Annotated in this window: 18 protein-coding genes; 4 read left to right on the top strand and 14 right to left on the bottom strand. The window is 72.0% G+C overall.

What is annotated here, in order from left to right; genetic code table 11:
- Window positions 1-23: 23 nt before the first annotated feature.
- Window positions 24-353, bottom strand: a complete 330-nt coding sequence (locus ABZ881_RS06905) for a hypothetical protein (protein WP_344028121.1) — start codon at window positions 351-353, stop codon at window positions 24-26.
- A gap of 7 nt (window positions 354-360) precedes the next feature.
- On the bottom strand, window positions 361-1,041 hold the full coding sequence (locus ABZ881_RS06900) for an alpha/beta hydrolase (protein ID WP_358482431.1): 681 nt from the start codon (window positions 1,039-1,041) through the stop codon (window positions 361-363).
- Window positions 1,042-1,179: 138 nt separating this feature from the next.
- On the opposite strand from ABZ881_RS06900, the gene ABZ881_RS06895 reads away from it, so the two are divergent.
- On the top strand, window positions 1,180-1,428 hold the full coding sequence (locus ABZ881_RS06895) for a hypothetical protein (RefSeq protein WP_358482429.1): 249 nt from the start codon (window positions 1,180-1,182) through the stop codon (window positions 1,426-1,428).
- 7 nt (window positions 1,429-1,435) lie between these two features.
- Here ABZ881_RS06895 and ABZ881_RS06890 read toward each other — a convergent pair whose 3' ends face one another.
- The 5 genes from ABZ881_RS06890 to ABZ881_RS06870 form a co-directional block, all read right to left on the bottom strand.
- On the bottom strand, window positions 1,436-2,029 hold the full coding sequence (locus ABZ881_RS06890) for a TIGR00730 family Rossman fold protein (protein ID WP_358482428.1): 594 nt from the start codon (window positions 2,027-2,029) through the stop codon (window positions 1,436-1,438).
- Window positions 2,030-2,051: 22 nt separating this feature from the next.
- Window positions 2,052-2,474, bottom strand: a complete 423-nt coding sequence (gene prs, locus ABZ881_RS06885; RefSeq protein WP_358482427.1) for a ribose-phosphate diphosphokinase — start codon at window positions 2,472-2,474, stop codon at window positions 2,052-2,054.
- A 100-nt stretch (window positions 2,475-2,574) separates the two neighbouring features.
- Window positions 2,575-3,351 (bottom strand): succinate dehydrogenase/fumarate reductase iron-sulfur subunit, encoded by a 777-nt coding sequence (locus ABZ881_RS06880; RefSeq protein WP_358482426.1) that lies wholly within the window; start codon window positions 3,349-3,351, stop codon window positions 2,575-2,577.
- Entirely contained in the window at window positions 3,348-5,285 is a 1,938-nt protein-coding gene (locus tag ABZ881_RS06875) for a fumarate reductase/succinate dehydrogenase flavoprotein subunit (protein WP_358482571.1), read from the bottom strand. The genes ABZ881_RS06880 and ABZ881_RS06875 overlap by 4 nt, the downstream gene beginning before the upstream one ends.
- An 8-nt stretch (window positions 5,286-5,293) precedes the next feature.
- Window positions 5,294-6,106, bottom strand: coding sequence for a hypothetical protein (locus ABZ881_RS06870; protein WP_358482424.1), 813 nt, complete (start codon window positions 6,104-6,106; stop codon window positions 5,294-5,296).
- A gap of 286 nt (window positions 6,107-6,392) precedes the next feature.
- On the opposite strand from ABZ881_RS06870, the gene gdhA reads away from it, so the two are divergent.
- Complete coding sequence (gene gdhA, locus ABZ881_RS06865; protein ID WP_358482422.1) at window positions 6,393-7,730, top strand: NADP-specific glutamate dehydrogenase; 1,338 nt, start codon at window positions 6,393-6,395, stop codon at window positions 7,728-7,730.
- Between the two features lie 68 nt (window positions 7,731-7,798).
- Here gdhA and ABZ881_RS06860 read toward each other — a convergent pair whose 3' ends face one another.
- From ABZ881_RS06860 to ABZ881_RS06850, 3 genes are read right to left on the bottom strand one after another with little or no spacing between them, the layout of a single operon-like run.
- Window positions 7,799-8,548: a succinate dehydrogenase/fumarate reductase iron-sulfur subunit gene (locus ABZ881_RS06860; protein ID WP_358482420.1), complete on the bottom strand. Its 750-nt coding sequence runs from the start codon at window positions 8,546-8,548 to the stop codon at window positions 7,799-7,801.
- Between the two features lie 11 nt (window positions 8,549-8,559).
- Window positions 8,560-10,536 carry a fumarate reductase/succinate dehydrogenase flavoprotein subunit gene (locus ABZ881_RS06855; protein WP_358482419.1) on the bottom strand — a complete coding sequence of 659 codons (1,977 nt, stop codon included), beginning with the start codon at window positions 10,534-10,536 and terminating at the stop codon, window positions 8,560-8,562.
- 4 nt (window positions 10,537-10,540) lie between these two features.
- Complete coding sequence (locus tag ABZ881_RS06850; protein ID WP_358482417.1) at window positions 10,541-11,251, bottom strand: succinate dehydrogenase cytochrome b subunit; 711 nt, start codon at window positions 11,249-11,251, stop codon at window positions 10,541-10,543.
- Between the two features lie 87 nt (window positions 11,252-11,338).
- On the opposite strand from ABZ881_RS06850, the gene ABZ881_RS06845 reads away from it, so the two are divergent.
- Entirely contained in the window at window positions 11,339-12,298 is a 960-nt protein-coding gene (locus tag ABZ881_RS06845; protein ID WP_344028174.1) for a LysR substrate-binding domain-containing protein, read from the top strand.
- A 63-nt stretch (window positions 12,299-12,361) separates the two neighbouring features.
- Here ABZ881_RS06845 and ABZ881_RS06840 read toward each other — a convergent pair whose 3' ends face one another.
- From ABZ881_RS06840 to ABZ881_RS06830, 3 genes are all read right to left on the bottom strand, one after another.
- Window positions 12,362-13,564, bottom strand: coding sequence for a regulatory protein RecX (locus ABZ881_RS06840; protein WP_358482415.1), 1,203 nt, complete (start codon window positions 13,562-13,564; stop codon window positions 12,362-12,364).
- A gap of 2 nt (window positions 13,565-13,566) precedes the next feature.
- Window positions 13,567-14,619, bottom strand: a complete 1,053-nt coding sequence (gene recA, locus ABZ881_RS06835) for a recombinase RecA (protein WP_344028181.1) — start codon at window positions 14,617-14,619, stop codon at window positions 13,567-13,569.
- 251 nt (window positions 14,620-14,870) lie between these two features.
- Entirely contained in the window at window positions 14,871-15,065 is a 195-nt protein-coding gene (locus ABZ881_RS06830; RefSeq protein ID WP_344028184.1) for a DUF3046 domain-containing protein, read from the bottom strand.
- A 77-nt stretch (window positions 15,066-15,142) separates the two neighbouring features.
- On the opposite strand from ABZ881_RS06830, the gene ABZ881_RS06825 reads away from it, so the two are divergent.
- Window positions 15,143-15,304 carry a hypothetical protein gene (locus ABZ881_RS06825; protein WP_344028187.1) on the top strand — a complete coding sequence of 54 codons (162 nt, stop codon included), beginning with the start codon at window positions 15,143-15,145 and terminating at the stop codon, window positions 15,302-15,304.
- Window positions 15,305-15,374: 70 nt separating this feature from the next.
- Here the strand turns inward: ABZ881_RS06825 and ABZ881_RS06820 are convergent, their stop codons facing one another.
- Window positions 15,375-16,625, bottom strand: a complete 1,251-nt coding sequence (locus ABZ881_RS06820) for an MFS transporter (RefSeq protein ID WP_358482413.1) — start codon at window positions 16,623-16,625, stop codon at window positions 15,375-15,377.
- Window positions 16,626-16,679 lie beyond the last annotated feature (54 nt).

The raw sequence follows: 16,679 nt of genomic DNA, 5'->3' as shown, positions 1-16,679 counted from the left end.
GACCACGCTAGTCGCCGCCCCGGTCAGCGGCGGGCGGTGGCCGCCTCGCGCAGCAGCCGCACCGCCACCGGCAGCGCACCCGGGCGCAGCACCGGGGCGAGCCCGAGCACCCCGCGCAGCCCGACCCACCAGCGGACCCGCCCGTCGGTGCGGAGCACGCCGACCGCCGGTGCCCGGCAGGCGGCGACCGCGGCGGGCAGGTTCGGGTAGATCTCGGCGAGCCGCGGCTCCCGGCAGGACCGGGCCCGGACCCGCACGGTCACGCAGCCGGGCAGCTCGCGGGCGATCCGCGAGCAGGGCGCGCAGGTCGCGTCGTGCACCACCACCAGCTCCCGGATCCGCGTGCGCGCCACCCGGGCATCATCCCGCCGTGAGCACCCCGGCCAGCGCGACGGGGTGCGACAACATCGGATGGTGCGATCCGGCGATCATCTCCGGGACGACGCCGCGCAGCCGGCGGGCCAGCAGCGTCCGGACGAACGCCGGCGGGAACAGCTTGTCCTCGCGGCACAGCAGGAACCGGGTGCGGACCGGCGGCCAGCCGTCCCGCGGCCAGGGCTGCTCGAACGCGGTCGACGACTGCCCGCGCTCGTGTCGCAGCGCCTCGTTCGCGGTCTCTTCGGCGACGTCGTGGTAGTAGAGCGCGACGACGTCGTCGGGATCGCGGCCGTCGCGGGCCAGCTGCTCGGTGAACGCCGCGCGGTGCCCGGTCGCCGCCCACCAGTCCGAGCCGGACTCCCCCGGCGCCGGCACCATCGCGGTGAGGAGCACCAGCTCGCGGACGGCGATCCGGTCGCAGACCAGGGGCGCGGTGAACCCGCCGAACGAGTGCCCGACCACGACCAGGTCGTCCGGGTCGGGCCCGGCGGCGCGGACCGCGGCGACGACGGCGTCGGCGTAGTCCCCCAGGTGCGCGCCGTCGTCGTCGCACGGGAGATCGACCGGCACCGCACGGTGCCCGCGCGCGGTCAGCGCGCGGGCCAGCGGGCCCCAGTACCAGCTGTCGGTCCCGGCACCGGGGACCAGCGCGAACGTCGTCATGCTCCTCCGACCGCCCGGTGCACCGCTTCTCATCGGTGCCGCTTCCCGACGGTGCTGCTTCCCATGCGCGCAACTCGTCGTGGCTGCCGCCCGGCAGTGTCCCCGGTACCGTCGGGACCCCGCCACCGAGGAGGCCGCATGAACGACCCCACACCACCGCCGCCGGTGCCGGGCGGGCAGCAGCCTGCCACCGACTACACCGACGACGGCGTGCCGACGTTCGAGTACGTCCGCGACCGGATCGAGGGCCGGGCGGCGACGGCGGCCGCCGCGGAGGAGCTCGCCGGCGGCGACGGGAAGGCGCAGGAGGCGCAGGACGCGTTCGCCGACCGGGAGCGGAAGGCCGCGGACCGGCTGGCCGAGATCCGCCGCTCGATGGGCGGCTGAGCCCGGCTCAGCGGTCGTCGCCGACCGGCCGCCAGCGCCGGTCCGCCGGGGCGGGCGCGGCCCGCAGCTCGGCGAGCAGGGTCTCCGGGTCCGGCCCCGAGCGGACCAGCGCGCGGTCCGCGGCCCGCAGGAACCCCTCGGCGACGGCGTGGTCGAAGAACGCCAGCAGGTCCCGGTAGTACCCGGCGGTGTTCAGCAGCCCGACCGGTTTGGCGTGCAGCCCCAGCTGCGACCAGGTCAGCGCCTCGGCGAACTCCTCCAGCGTGCCGATGCCGCCGGGCAGGGTCACGAAGCCGTCGGACAGCTCGGCCATCATCGCCTTGCGCTCGTGCATCGACCCGACGACGTGCAGCTCGGTCAGGCCGTCGTGGGCGATCTCGTCGGCCACCTGGTGCTCCGGGATCACCCCGACCACCCGGCCACCGCGCTCCAGCGCCGCGTCGGCGAGCTCGCCCATCGTGCCGACGCTCGCGCCGCCGTAGACCAACCCGATGCCCGCGTCGGCGAGCAGCGCGCCGAGCCGGCGGGCGGCGGCGACGTGGGCCGGGACCCGGCCGGGGTTGGCGCCGCAGAAGACGCAGAGCGTGCTGATCGGGCCCATCGGTCCGCCTCCCGGCGTGCGCTCAGAACGGGTGGTTGTTGCCGCCGAAGACCTCGCTGACCGAGTCGTCGGTGAAGATCCGGCGGATCGAGTCGGCGAGCAGCGGCGCGCAGGACACCACGTCGACGTTCGGCGGGGCGCCAGGCCGCAGCGGGATCGTGTCGGTGACCACGATCCGCTCGAACGGCGCACCGGCGAGCCGCTGGTAGGCGGGCCCGGAGAACGGGGCGTGGGTGGCCGCGGCGAACACCCGCCGGGCGCCGGCCCGCATCACCGCCTCGCCGGCCGCGCACAGCGTGCCCGCGGTGTCGATGATGTCGTCGACGACGATCGCGGTCCGCCCGGTCACGTCGCCGATCACGTGCCCGATCTCGGCGACCTGCTGCTGCGGGCGTTCCTTGTCCAGGATCGCCAGCCCGGCCCCAGGTCTGGCTCCGGTCGTCAAGCCGGGTGCGGGCACGGAACGGCCCCCGGACGACGTCGTCCGGGGGCCGTGGACCCGGGTGCCGGGCGGCGGGTGCCGATCGGTCACCCGCCGGGCCGGATCAGGAGTCCTTGCGGCGGAAGATCTTGTCCCCCAGCCACACGAGCGGGTCGTACTTGCGGTCGACCGCCCGTTCCTTCATCGGGATCAGGGCGTTGTCGGTGATCTTGATGTGCTCGGGGCAGACCTCGGTGCAGCACTTGGTGATGTTGCAGAAGCCCAGCCCGTGCTCCTCCTGCGCCTCGGCGGCCCGGTTGCCGTGCGCGTCGAGCGGGTGCATGTCCAGCTCGGCCACCCGCATCAGGTACCGCGGCCCGGCGAACGCCTCCTTGTTCTCCTCATGGTCACGAACCACGTGGCAGGTGTTCTGGCACAGGTAGCACTCGATGCACTTGCGGAACTCCTGGCTCCGCTCGACGTCGACCTGCTGCATCCGGTACTCCCCCGGTTCCAGACCCTCCGGCGGGGTGAACGACGGGATCTCCCGGGCCTTGGTGTAGTTGAACGACACGTCGGTCACCAGGTCCCGGATCACCGGGAACGTCCGCAGCGGCGTCACCGTGACGATCTCGTCCTCGGCGAAGGTGTTCATCCGGGTCATGCACAGCAGCCGGGGCCGGCCGTTGATCTCGGCCGAGCAGGAGCCGCACTTGCCGGCCTTGCAGTTCCAGCGCACCGCGAGGTCGTTCGCCTCGGTGGCCTGCAGCCGGTGGATGATGTCGAGGACGACCTCGCCCTCGTTCACCTCGACCGGGTAGTCGACGAGCTCGCCCTTGGTCTCGTCACCGCGCCAGACCCGGAAGTGCTGGAGGTGGGTGCCCTTCTCGGTGCTGGTCATGCCTGGCCCTCCCCGGAACCGGAGCCGGTGCCCGCGCGGTGGCCGCCCAGCTCCTCGCCGGTGTAGTACTTCTTCAGCTCGTCGAGCTCGAACAGGTCGAACAGGTCCGGCCGCATCGGGACCTGCTCCTGGCGGGTGAGCTCGATCCCGTCCTCACCCAGTGCGCTGCAGACCAGCAGCACGTGCCGCCAGTCGGAGTCCATCACCGGATAGTCGTCGCGGGTGTGGCCGCCGCGCGACTCCTGGCGCTCCAGGGCCGCCTTCCCCACGCACAACGAGACCAGCAGCATGTTCCGCAGGTCCAGCGCGAGGTGCCAGCCCGGGTTGAACCGGCGGTGGCCCTCCACCGAGACGGTGCGGGTCCGGGTGGCGATGTCCTCCAGCTTCTTGAGCGCGAGCTCCATCTCGTCGCCCTTGCGGATGATGCCGACCAGCTCGTGCATCGTCTTCTGCAGCTCCTGCTGGACGACGAAGGGGTTCTCGCCGCCCTCGGTGGAGGTGGAGAACGGCAGCAGGGCCCGCTGGAGGGCCTCCGCCACGTCGGGCTCCTGCACCGCGGGCCGGCCGCGGTCGGCGTGCCGGGCGGCGTGCAGCCCGGCCCGGCGGCCGAAGACCAGCAGATCGGACAGCGAGTTGCCGCCGAGCCGGTTGGAACCGTGCATCCCGCCCGCGACCTCACCGGCCGCGAACAGGCCGGGCACCCGCGACATCGCGGTGTCCGGCTCGACCTCGACCCCGCCCATCACGTAGTGGCAGGTCGGGCCGACCTCCATCGGCTCGGACGTGATGTCGACGTCGGCCAGCTCCTTGAACTGGTGGTGCATCGACGGGAGCCGCTTGAGGATCTCCTCCGGCTTGAGCCGGGTGGACACGTCGAGGTAGACGCCGCCGTGCGGGGTCCCCCGGCCGGCCTTGACCTCGGAGTTGATCGCGCGGGCCACCTCGTCCCGGGGCAGCAGCTCCGGCGGGCGCCGGTTGTTGTCCGGATCGGTGTACCAGCGGTCGCCCTCCTCCTCCGAGGTCGCGTACTGCTCCTTGAACACGTCCGGGATGTAGTCGAACATGAACCGCACACCGTCGGAGTTGCGCAGCACGCCGCCGTCGCCGCGGACCGACTCGGTGACCAGGATCCCCTTCACCGACGGCGGCCAGACCATCCCGGTCGGGTGGAACTGCAGGAACTCCATGTTGATCAGGGTCGCGCCGGCCCGCAGGGCCAGCGCGTGGCCGTCACCGGTGTACTCCCAGGAGTTCGAGGTGACCGAGTAGCTCTTCCCGACGCCGCCGGTGGCGAGCACGATCGCCGGGGCGTCGAACCGGACGAACCGGCCGTCGTTGCGGAAGTAGCCGAAGCAGCCCGAGATCGCGGGCGGCCCGTCGCCGTCGGCGGTGGTGAACAGCTCGGTGATGGTGCACTCGTGGAACACCCGGATCCGGGACTCGTGGTCGCCGGTCTCGGCGAAGTCCTCCTGCTGCAGCGAGACGACCTTCTGCTGCAGGGTGCGGATCAGCTCCAGCCCGGTGCGGTCGCCGACGTGCGCCAGCCGCGGGTAGGTGTGCCCGCCGAAGTTCCGCTGGCTGATCCTGCCGTCCTTCGTGCGGTCGAACAGCGCGCCGTAGGTCTCCAGCTCCCAGACCCGGTCCGGGGCCTCGGTGGCGTGCAGCTCGGCCATCCGCCAGTTGTTGAGGAACTTCCCGCCGCGCATCGTGTCGCGGAAGTGCACCGACCAGTTGTCGTTCGGGTTGGCGTTGCCCATCGACGCCGCACAGCCGCCCTCGGCCATCACCGTGTGCGCCTTGCCGAACAGCGACTTGGAGATGATCGCGGTGCGCTTGCCCTGCAGCCGGGCCTCGATCGCGGCGCGCAGCCCCGCGCCGCCGGCGCCGATGACGACGACGTCGTAGTCGTGCCGTTCGATCTGCTCGTCGGTCATGTCCGAGCTCACCCCACGATCCGCAGGTCGGTGATCCAGCCGGCGGAGACGGCCATCACGTAGAAGTCGGTCAGCGCCAGGCTGGCCAGGGTCGCCCAGGCGTAGGCCATGTGCCGGGTGTTCAGCTTCGACACCCAGCCCCACAGCCGGTAGCGGACCGGATGCCTGGAGAAGTGGTTCAGCCGCCCGCCGACCACACTGCGGCAGGAGTGGCAGGACAGCGTGTAGCCGAACAGCAGCACGACGTTGGCGACCAGGATGATGTTGCCCAGCCCGAGCCCGAGCCCGCCGCCGGGCTTGCTGAACGCGGCGACCGCGTCGTAGGCGTTGATCAGGGTGATCAGGCCGGCGATGTAGAAGAAGTAGCGGTGCGCGTTCTGCAGCAGCAGCGGGAACCGGGTCTCGCCGGTGTAGCGGCGGTGCGGCTCGGCGACCGCGCAGGCCGGCGGGGACAGCCAGAACGCCCGGTAGTAGGCCTTGCGGTAGTAGTAGCAGGTCAGCCGGAACAGCAGCAGGAACGGCAGCGAGACCGCCGCGTAGGGCAGCCACCAGACGTCCGGGGTGAACTGGCCGAAGTGCGACGCCTCCGGGATGCAGCCCACCGAGACGCACGGCGAGTAGAACGGCGTCAGGTAGCCGTACTCCTCGACGTAGTAGTACTGCTGCATGAACGCCCGGACGGTCGCGTAGGCGACCCACGCCACGAAGGCGACGAACGTCGCGAGCGGTGGCAGCCACCAGCGGTCGGTGCGCAGCGTGCGCGCGGCGATCGTGGCCCGGCCTGCACCGGGGCTGCCGCTGGTGTCAGTGGTGGATGACACGCGCGGGGACTCCTGTCGTCTCGCGGCACCGCGGCCCGATCGGGTCCCGGACACGGCGCCGTGTCCTCTGTCGTCGTCACGCACTGGCGCGACCTGCCAGAGAGTACGACGCAGGTCACATGTGATCTACGTCGACGTCGGTATCGACCCCTGTATCGAGACTTGCCTCACAGTGCCGGGGTGCGCATCGAGTGTGACCGAATCCGCCCCGCGTTACATCCTCGTGAATGTTCTGATGGCGACGGACCGCGGCGGGCGCGGGCCGGGAGGAGCGCAGGGTAAGCCGATGCACGCCACACTGGAGTCGATCCACGAGCGGGTCCTGGACCGCAACCCCGGGGAGTCGGAGTTCCACCAGGCCGTCCGGGAGGTGCTCGAGAGCATCGGCCCGGCGGTGGACAAGCACCCGGAGTACGCGCAGGCGCGGATCGTCGAGCGGATCTGCGAGCCCGAGCGGCAGATCATCTTCCGGGTGCCGTGGGAGGACGACGGCGGCGACATCCACATCAACCGCGGCTTCCGGGTCGAGTTCAACAGCGCACTCGGGCCGTTCAAGGGCGGGCTGCGCTTCCACCCGACGGTGCTGCTGGGGACGGTCAAGTTCCTCGGCTTCGAGCAGGTGTTCAAGAACGCGCTGACCGGGCTGCCGATCGGCGGCGCCAAGGGCGGTTCGGACTTCGACCCGCGCGGCCGGTCCGATCGCGAGGTCATGCGCTTCTGCCAGAGCTTCATGACCGAGCTCTACCGGCACCTGGGCGAGCACACCGACGTCCCGGCCGGGGACATGGGCGTCGGCGCCCGCGAGCTCGGCTACCTGTTCGGGCAGTACAAGCGGATCACCAACCGCTACGAGTCCGGCGTGCTCACCGGCAAGGCGCTCGCCTACGGCGGCGCGCAGGTCCGCCGGGAGGCCACCGGCTACGGCTGCACCTACTTCGCGCAGCGGGCGCTGGAGATCCGCGGGGACTCGCTGGAGGGCAAGGACGTCGTCGTCTCCGGCTCCGGGAACGTCGCCGTGTACGCCGTGGAGAAGGTGCACCAGCTCGGTGGCCGGGTGGTGGCGGTGTCCGACTCCGCCGGCGTCGTGCACGACCCGAAGGGGATCGACCTGGAGCTGCTCAAGGAGGTCAAGCAGGTCCGCCGGGAGCGGATCAGCGCCTACGCCGACGAGGTCGGGCACGCCGAGTTCTCCGCCGACCGGTCGATCTGGGAGATCCCCTGCCAGGTCGCGCTGCCCTCGGCCACCCAGAACGAGCTGGACGCCGACGGGGCACGGGCGCTGGCCGGGAACGGCTGCCTGCTCGTCGGCGAGGGTGCGAACATGCCGACGACGCCGGACGGCGTGCGCGTCCTGCGGGACGCCGGGGTGATCTTCGCCCCGGGCAAGGCCGCGAACGCCGGCGGCGTCGCCGCGTCCGCCCTGGAGATGCAGCAGAACGCCTCGCGCGACTCCTGGACCTTCGAGTACTCGGAGAACCGGCTGCGCGAGATCATGAACGACCTGCACGACCGGTGCCACACCACTGCCGAGGAGTACGGCCGTCCCGGCGACTACGTGGCCGGGGCGAACATCGCCGGCTACGCCCGGGTCGCCGAGGCGATGCTGGCGCTCGGCCTGGTCTGAGCGCGCGGCCCCCGCCCGGCAGGCCCCCGTCCGGGCGCGGAACAGGTTCCGCGCCCGGACGGACGAGGTCACTTCTTGCGGCCACCCACCGTCGCGGCGAGGTAGTCGCGGTTGAGCTGCGAGATCACGTCGAGCGGGATCTCCTTCGGGCAGGCCACGGCGCAGGCACCGGTGTTGGTGCAGCCGCCGAATCCGGCGTCCTCGTGCATCTCGACCATGTTGACGACGCGGTCGTAGCGCTCCGGCTGGCCCTGCGGCAGCTCCCCCAGGTGAGTCAGCTTGGCGCCCAGGAACAGCGACGCCGATCCGTTCGGGCAGGCCGCCACGCAGGCACCGCAGCCGATGCAGTTCGCCGCAGCGAACGAGCGGTCGGCGTGCGCCTTCGGCACCGCGTTCGCGTTCGCCTCCGGCGCCGACCCGGTGTTCACCGAGACGTAGCCGCCGGCCTGGATGATCTTGTCGAAGGCGCCCCGGTCGACGATCAGGTCCTTGATCACCGGGAACGAACCGGACCGGAACGGCTCGACGACGATCGTGTCGCCGTCGGAGTAGTGCCGCATGTGCAGCTGGCAGGTGGTGGTCGCGCGCTGCGGGCCGTGCGGCTGGCCGTCGATCACCATGCTGCAGGCGCCGCAGATGCCCTCACGGCAGTCGTGGTCGAACGCGACGGGCTCGTCACCGGCCAGGATCAGCCGCTCGTTGAGCACGTCGAGCATCTCGAGGAACGACATGTCCTCGTCCGCGTCGACCTCGTAGGTGGACAGCCGGCCCTTGTCGACCGCGTCGCGCTGCCGCCAGACCTTCAGAGTCAGTTTCACGTCTGCTCGCCTTACTTGTAGCTGCGCTGGGTCGGGTGCACGTACTCGAAGACGAGCTCCTCCTTGTGCAGGACCGGCGCCTGCCCGCGGCCGGTGTACTCCCAGGCCGAGGTGAAGGAGAAGTTCTCGTCGTCGCGCTGCGCCTCGCCGTCCTCGGTCTGGCTCTCACCACGGAAGTGGCCGCCGCAGGACTCGCGGCGCACCAGCGCGTCCAGGCACATGAGCTCGCCGAGCTCGAGGAAGTCGGCCACCCGGCCGGCCTTTTCCAGGCTCTGGTTGAGCTCAGCGCCGGTGCCGGGCACCTTGACGTTGTTCCAGAACTCGCGGCGCAGCTCGGGGATCCGGTCCAGCGCCTTGCGCAGGCCGTCCTCGGTCCGCTCCATGCCGCAGTAGTCCCACATGATCTGGCCGAGCTCGCGGTGGAACGAGTCGACCGTCCGGGTGCCGTTGATCGACAGGAATGTGTCGATCCGGTCGGTCACCGACTTCACGGCCTCGACGACCTCGGGCGCGTCGTCGGGCACCGGCTCCAGGTTGTGCTTGGCGATGTAGTCACCGATCGTCACCGGGAGTACGAAGTAGCCGTCGGCGAGGCCCTGCATCAGCGCCGAGGCGCCGAGCCGGTTCGCGCCGTGGTCGGAGAAGTTCGCCTCGCCGCCGACGTAGAGCCCCGGGACGGTGGACTGCAGGTCGTAGTCGACCCATAGGCCGCCCATCGTGTAGTGCACGGCGGGGTAGATCCGCATCGGGACCTCGTACGGGTTCTCCCCGGTGATCCGCTCGTACATCTCGAAGAGGTTGCCGTACTTGGCCTCGACCGCCTTGCGGCCGAGCCGGTTGATGGCGTCGGCGAAGTCGAGGTAGACGCCGAGCCCGCCCGGTCCGACGCCGCGCTTCTCGTCGCAGACCTCCTTGGCGGCCCGGGACGCGATGTCGCGGGGCACCAGGTTGCCGAACGCCGGGTACTTGCGCTCCAGGAAGTAGTCGCGCTCGTCGTCCGGGATCTCGTTCGGGCCACGGTCGTCGCCGAGCCGCTTCGGCACCCAGACCCGGCCGTCGTTGCGCAGCGACTCCGACATCAGGGTCAGCTTCGACTGGTGGTCACCCGAGACCGGGATGCAGGTCGGGTGGATCTGGGTGAAGCAGGGGTTCGCGAACAGCGCGCCCTTGCGGTGCGCCCGCCAGGACGCGGTCACGTTGCAGCCCTTGGCGTTCGTCGACAGGTAGAAGACGTTGCCGTAGCCGCCGGAGGCGAGCACCACCGCGTCGGCGGTGTGCACCTGGATCTCGCCGGAGATCATGTCCCGGGCGACGATGCCACGCGCCCGGCCCTCGACGACGATCAGCTCCAGCATCTCGTGCCGGGCGAACATCTCGACGGTGCCGGCCTGGACCTGGCGCTCCAGCGCCTGGTACGCCCCGATCAGGAGCTGCTGGCCGGTCTGCCCGCGGGCGTAGAAGGTGCGGGAGACCTGCACGCCGCCGAACGAGCGGGTGTCGAGCAGGCCGCCGTAGTCGCGGGCGAACGGGACGCCCTGCGCGACGCACTGGTCGATGATCTGCCGGCTGATCTCGGCGAGCCGGTGCACGTTCGACTCGCGGGCGCGGAAGTCGCCACCCTTGACGGTGTCGTAGAACAGCCGGTAGACGCTGTCGCCGTCGTTGCGGTAGTTCTTCGCCGCGTTGATACCGCCCTGCGCGGCGATCGAGTGGGCACGACGCGGGCTGTCCTGGTAGCAGAACGTCTTGACCTGGTACCCGGCCTCGCCGAGGGTGGCCGACGCGGCGCCGCCGGCCAGGCCGGACCCGACGACGATGATCTTCTTGGACCGCTTGTTCGCCGGGTTGACCAGCTTCACGCCGAACCGGCGGCGTTCCCAGCGGGTCTCGATCGGGCCGGACGGGACGGCCTTGTCGACGACCTGGTCGCCGACCGTGTAGTCGGCGTAGCTCACGTGGTGGGTGGGGGCGTCAGTCTTGTCAGGCATGGATTCAGACCACTCCGAACGTGACGGCGAGGGGCACCGAGATGAACCCCAGGGTGAGCACGGCGGCGAACACCGTGGCCACCGTCTTGATGGTGCGCTCCCGGGTGTTCGAGGACCATCCGAGCGTCTGCATCCCGGAGAAGATGCCGTGCCGGACGTGCAGTCCGAGCGCGACCACCGCGAGGACGTAGAACAGCGTGATGTACCAGCGGTCCGGGGCGAACCCGGCGCTGATGTTGTTGTACGCCTCCAGGTGCACGCCGTTCGGGTTGGCGACACCGACCGTGAGGTCCAGGATGTGGTAGACGACGAACAGCACGATGATCACGCCGCCCCAGCGCATGGTGCGGGCCGCGTAGCTGCCCTTCACCTGGTGCGAGCCACCGGCGTACTTGATCGGCCGGGCCCGCCGCGCGCGCAGCGTGAGCACGGTCGCCGCCCAGATGTGTGCGATCACCGAGACCAGCAGCACCACCCGGACGATCCACAGCATCCCGCCGTAGGGCAGGGCCGGCTCGAGCAGGGTGCGCAGCCAGGCCGCGTACTCGTCGATCGACTCGGGACCGAAGAAGATCTTCAGGTTGCCGATCATGTGCAGGACGACGTAGAGCAGCAGGAAGACGCCGCTCACCGCCATCACGAATTTCAGGAACGCGCTGGGCGTTCGGGGGCGCCGGGGCTCGGCTGCGCCGCCCGCCCGGGACTTGTCGGACATCGTGACCACAGCGTCCAGTGGACATAGCAACACCCATGGTCGTCCAATGCATCGAGCGGCCTACTGTCATAGCCGTAGGCTATGCACGTGACACTTCAGCAGCTCATGTACTTCGTCGCCCTGGCGGACGTGCGCAGCTTCACTCGTGCGGCCGACCAGGTCGGGGTGGCGCAGCCCACTCTCAGCAGGTCACTGCGGGCGCTGGAGCAGGAGCTGGGGGCTCCGTTGATCAACCGCGGGTCGGTGGTCACGCTCACCCCGGCCGGTGAGGTGGTGCTGCCGCTGGCCCGGCGGATGCTGGCCGACTCGGACATGGTGCGCACCACGGTGGCCGAGATGGTGGGGTTGCGCAGCGGGCGGGTCCGGGTGGGTGCGACGCCGTCGCTGTGCATCGGCGTGCTGTCGGACGTGCTGCGGGTGTTCCACGCCCGGCACCCGGAGATCCACGTCGAGCTGGCCGAGGACGGCTCGCAGCCGCTGGAGACCTCGCTGGTCCGCAACGAACTGGACATCGCGCTGGTGATCGTCCCGCCGGACGGGGTCGATCCGGCCCTGCACAGCGCCCCGTTGCTGCGCGAACGGCTGTCGGTCGCGTCCCCGCGGGCCCGGCGCCCGCTGACCGCGCGCCGGACCATCTCGGTCCCCGAGCTCGCCAAGCACGACCTGGTGATGGTGCGGAAGGGCTACGACCTGCGGGAGGTGACCCTGCGCGCGTACGCGGTGGCCGGGGTGACGCCGCGGATCGCGGTGGAGGGCGGCCAGATGGACGCGGTGCTCCGGATGGTCGAGGCCGGCACCGGGGTCGCGGTGGTACCGGATCTGGTGTTCATCGGGCGGCCGCGGCTGCGCCGGACCGTGCTGACCCCGGCCCTGCACCGGACCGTGGCGCTGGCCCGGCGTGTGGACATCGCACCGACGCCGGCAGTGACGGCGTTCGCGGACATCCTGCTGGAGCACATGTCGGACACCTCGGCCTCGCTGCGGTCGGGGGCGAACGACGTCCAGGTGCTGCACCGGCACCGGACCGGCCGGGAGCTGCTGGGGTGAGGTGGGCCGCACGGCACGGCACGGCACGGCGCGGCGTGCTGCGGCGCCGGACCGACCGTGCCGTCAGTCGTCGGGCGGGGCCTCACCGAGCTCGTCGGCGTCCGCGCCGGCGGCGGCGATCTCCTCCTTCACGACGCCGTAGGCGACCCCCGGTCCGTAGCCCTTGCGAGCGAGCATCCCGACGAGCTTGCGCGCGGCGGACTGGCGCTGCTCGCGGGAGCCGACGGGCATGCTGCGCAGCCGGCGCACGACCAGCTCGCGGGCGCGGGAGCGCTCGGAGTCGTCGTCGATCTCGGTGAGGGCCTCGTCCGCGGTGTCCCGGTCGATCCCCTTGCGGTGCAGCTCGAGTGCGATCGCGCGCTTGCCGAGTCCGCGATGCCGGTGCCGGGAGCGGACCCACTGGTCGGCGAACGCCTTGTCGTCGACCAGCCCGACCTCGTCGAAGCGCTCCAGCACCTGCCGCGCGACCTCGTCCGGGATCTCCTTGCGGCGCAGCGCATCGCCGAGCTCCTTGACCGAGCGGGCCCGGTCGGTGAGCAGGCGCAGGCAGATCTCCTTCGCCCGGGCCTCCTCGTCGACCGGGGTCCGGGCCCGCTGCGTTCCCCCGGACGACGACCCGCCGGCCGGCCCGCCCGCGCGGCGGCGCCGGGAACCGGAGCGCTCGGCCGGCCGGGAACGATCGGGCTGATCGGACCTCTCACCACCGTCGGACCGGCGCCGTGTCCCGCGGGGGGCTGCGCGGCGCCCGGGCTCGTCGTCGAACGTGGCGATCCGGGGAGCGTGCGCGCCGGGCGCACCGGCCTCCGCGCTCAGCTCCTCGAACGACACGACCCGCCCGGGCCCGCCGGGCTGCTCCGGACCTCCCGGGACGCTGACTACCGGCTCTCCCGGCCCGGCTGCGGCGGGAGCGGCATCGGTGGCCGGGTCCAGGATCGGGTCGAGGGTCGGGTCGAGGGTCGGGTCCAGGGTCGGGTCCAGGGTCGGGTCGACGAGCCGGACGGCGCGCCGACCGGCGTCGCCCCACGGACCGCCGGCTGACGGGTCACCGGACGGACCGCCGCCAGGCGGATCACCGGACGGACCGCCGGCCGACGGACGCTCCGCCGCCGGGCTCGCACCGAACAGCTCGTCGAGCGAGACGGCGCGGGCCCGGCCGGTCGCCGGGCTGCCGGTCTCCGTGCCGCCGGAACCGGCCGGGCCGCCGGTCTCCGTGCCATCGGGGCCGGGCGGGCCGCCGCCGGCGGACCCGTTGTACTCGCCGGGCACGCTCAGAAGTCGACCGGGGCCGGGAGGGGCTCGACCGGCGCGGCCTGCTCGGCATCGAGAACGGCGCCGATCCCGAGCTTCTCCTTGATCCGCTTCTCGACCTCGGCGGCGACGTCCGGGTTCTCCTTGAGGAACTTCCGGGCGTTCTCCTTGCCCTGCCCCATCTGGTCGCCCTCGTAGGTGTACCAGGCACCGGACTTGCGGATGATCCCCTGCTCGACGCCCACGTCGATCAGCGAACCCTCCTTGCTGATCCCGATGCCGTACAGCACGTCGAACTCGGCCTGCTTGAAGGGCGGGGCCACCTTGTTCTTGACGACCTTGACCCGGGTCCGGCTGCCGACCATGTCGGTGCCGTCCTTCAGGGTCTCGATCCGGCGGATGTCCATCCGGACCGACGCGTAGAACTTCAGCGCCTTGCCGCCGGTCGTGGTCTCGGGGGACCCGAACATCACGCCGATCTTCTCGCGCAGCTGGTTGATGAAGATCATCGTGGTGCCCGAACTGTTCAGCGCACCGGTGATCTTCCTCAGCGCCTGGCTCATCAGCCGGGCCTGCAGGCCGACGTGGCTGTCGCCCATCTCGCCCTCGATCTCGGCGCGCGGCACGAGCGCGGCCACCGAGTCGATGACGATGAGGTCCAGCGCGCCGGAGCGGATCAGCATGTCCGCGATCTCCAGCGCCTGTTCGCCGGTGTCCGGCTGGGAGACGAGCAGCTCGTCGGTGTTCACCCCGAGCGCCTTGGCGTACTCCGGGTCGAGCGCGTGCTCGGCGTCGATGAACGCCGCCACGCCGCCGGCCGCCTGCGCGTTCGCCACGGCGTGCAACGCGACCGTGGTCTTACCGCTGGACTCCGGGCCGTAGATCTCGATCACGCGGCCGCGCGGGATCCCGCCGACCCCGAGCGCCACGTCGAGTGCGATGGAGCCGGTGGAGATGGCACTGACCGGGGCGCGCGTCTGGTCGCCCAGGCGCATCACCGATCCCTTGCCGTGGTTCTTCTCGATCTGGGCGAGGGCGAGTTCGAGCGCCTTCTCGCGGTCCGGAGCGGACATCTCTTGACTCCTCGCTGATGTGCGATCGGGGCCTGCTGCTGTCTTTCGGGGAGGCACACCGCAACGGTATGGGGTACCCCTGACAGTTTCGGCGGCCGGATCGGCAGCTGTGGACAACTCACCGGGAACCGCTGCGGTCTCCCACCCCGAACGGTAGCCGAACACGCGTTCGAGCCGACACGGCGACACGCCGACCGGACGCCCCCGGGAGCCGAACGGTCACCCGGCGTCGCGGCCCACTGGGACCGGGCTCAGCGTCGCGCGGCGGGCACGTCGTAGGCGTCGCACACCGCGCGCCACACCCGGCGCAGGTCGATCCCCGACTCGATCGCCTGCTCGACGGTCTGCCCGTCGAGCTCGGCGAACACGTGGTCCCGGGACAGCGACGACGCCCGCACCGCCCCGAACTCGCCTTCCATCAACTCCCGGAAGTGGCTCATCCGCACACCGTCGAGGGTAGGCCCCGGGGCGTGGGCGCGCGGCTCCCGCCCGTCATCGCCCGGCCGTCGGTACGATGGGAGTTATGTCCGAACTGCTTGCCGCCGCGCCCGTCGACGTCGCCGACGAGGTCCTCGCGACGACCGGCATCGGCTCGCCGCTGGCCTGGCAGATCGTCTCGCTGCTGGCCCTGCTCTCCGCGTTGTTCGTGCTGCTGCGCTGGTGGAACCAGCAGCGCAAGCGCTGACCGGCCGCCGGGCCCCGATACAGGGCCGTGACGCCGGACCGTGACGCAGGGCCGCTGAGAGCCGCACCGCTCAGCCCGCGGCCGGGCGCGGCACCGCGCGCAGCACCACCAGCAGGAACGGCACGGTCAGCAGCGCCGCGAGGATCCCGAGCACCGAGTAGGACGCCACCGTGACCACGGCGCCGGCCACCAGGCCGGCCGCCGCACCGGCCAGGTTCATCGCCACGTCGACCGAGCCCTGCACCCGGGGCCGGTCGGTGACCGGCACCGCGGACGTCAGCAACGCCGATCCGCCGACCAGCGCCGCCGACCAGCCCAGGCCGAGCAGCACCAGCCCGGCGGTCAGCACCCCGGTCGCGGTGGGCGCGGCGGACGCGCAGAGCGCCGCCGCGGCGACCAGCGTCACCGTCGCACCGGCCAGCACCGCCGCGGCGCCGAACCGGTCGGCGAGCCACCCGAACACCGGGCTCAGCGCGTACATCCCGGCGATGTGCATGCTGATCACGAAGCCGACCACGCTCAGCGCGGCGCCGCCGTGGTCCATGTGCACCGGCGTCATCGACATCAGCCCGACCATCACGGCGTGCCCCAGCACGATCCCGGCGGCCCCGGCCAGCGCGGGACGGGAGCCGCGCAGCACGGTCCGGACCGGCGTCGAGGGCCGGTCCCGCCCGTCTTCCGGGGCCGGGTCACCGGCCAGCTCGCGGGCCCGGGTGAGCGGATCGGGCCGCAGTCCCGCCCAGCTCACCAGCAGGGCGCAGCCGAACGCCGCGGCGCACAGCAGGTACGGCCCGGCCGCCGGTTCCAGCCCCAGCCCGGCGGCGACGTCCTGCAGCGGGCCGAGCAGGTTCGGCCCGGCGACCGCGCCCACCGTCGTCGCCCAGACGACCAGCGCCAACGCCCGGCCGGCCCGGTCCGGCGCCGCCAGGTCGGTCGCGGCGTAGCGGGCCGCCAGCCCGACGGCCGTCCCGGAACCCATCAGCACCAGCGACACCAGCAGCACCGGGGCCGCGCCGGCGGCCGTCCCGATCACCGCACCGAACGCCCCCACGAGCGCGATCAGGTATCCCCCGGTCAGCGCCGGACGGCGACCGCGCCGCCGGGCGATCCGGGCGACCACCGCCGCGGCGCCGGCGGCGCCCAGCACGATCGCGGTCGAGGCCAGCCCGCCGACCGTCGGCGAGCCGGTCAGCCGGGCGGCGACCAGCGGGCTGACCGCGATCGACGTCGCCACCGCCGTCCCGCCGAGCACCTGACCGGTGGCGAGCACCACCAGCAGCCGGCGCTGGGCGGGATCCTGCAGGTGCGGCGTGGCGGTCACGCCGGGATGCTGCCCCGCGCGGTCGTCCGGCGCCAGCCCGATAGGCTCCGCGCC

This window comes from Pseudonocardia sp. NPDC046786, from assembly GCF_040645415.1.
Classification (GTDB): Bacteria; Actinomycetota; Actinomycetes; order Mycobacteriales; family Pseudonocardiaceae; genus Pseudonocardia; species Pseudonocardia kongjuensis.
This window is presented reverse-complemented; position numbering and strand designations above follow the sequence as displayed.

Bases quoted from the DNA above. Each gene is read 5' to 3' on its own strand.
- ABZ881_RS06850 (WP_358482417.1), bottom strand. From the start codon at position 11,251: ATGTCCGACAAGTCCCGGGCGGGCGGCGCAGCCGAGCCCCGGCGCCCC.
- ABZ881_RS06855 (WP_358482419.1), bottom strand. From the start codon at position 10,536: ATGCCTGACAAGACTGACGCCCCCACCCACCACGTGAGCTACGCCGAC.
- ABZ881_RS06890 (WP_358482428.1), bottom strand. From the start codon at position 2,029: ATGGGCCCGATCAGCACGCTCTGCGTCTTCTGCGGCGCCAACCCCGGC.
- gdhA (WP_358482422.1), top strand. From the start codon at position 6,393: ATGCACGCCACACTGGAGTCGATCCACGAGCGGGTCCTGGACCGCAAC.
- recA (WP_344028181.1), bottom strand. From the start codon at position 14,619: ATGTCCGCTCCGGACCGCGAGAAGGCGCTCGAACTCGCCCTCGCCCAG.
- ABZ881_RS06880 (WP_358482426.1), bottom strand. From the start codon at position 3,351: ATGACCAGCACCGAGAAGGGCACCCACCTCCAGCACTTCCGGGTCTGG.
- ABZ881_RS06900 (WP_358482431.1), bottom strand. From the start codon at position 1,041: ATGACGACGTTCGCGCTGGTCCCCGGTGCCGGGACCGACAGCTGGTAC.
- ABZ881_RS06875 (WP_358482571.1), bottom strand. From the start codon at position 5,285: ATGACCGACGAGCAGATCGAACGGCACGACTACGACGTCGTCGTCATC.
- ABZ881_RS06825 (WP_344028187.1), top strand. From the start codon at position 15,143: ATGTCCGAACTGCTTGCCGCCGCGCCCGTCGACGTCGCCGACGAGGTC.
- ABZ881_RS06895 (WP_358482429.1), top strand. From the start codon at position 1,180: ATGAACGACCCCACACCACCGCCGCCGGTGCCGGGCGGGCAGCAGCCT.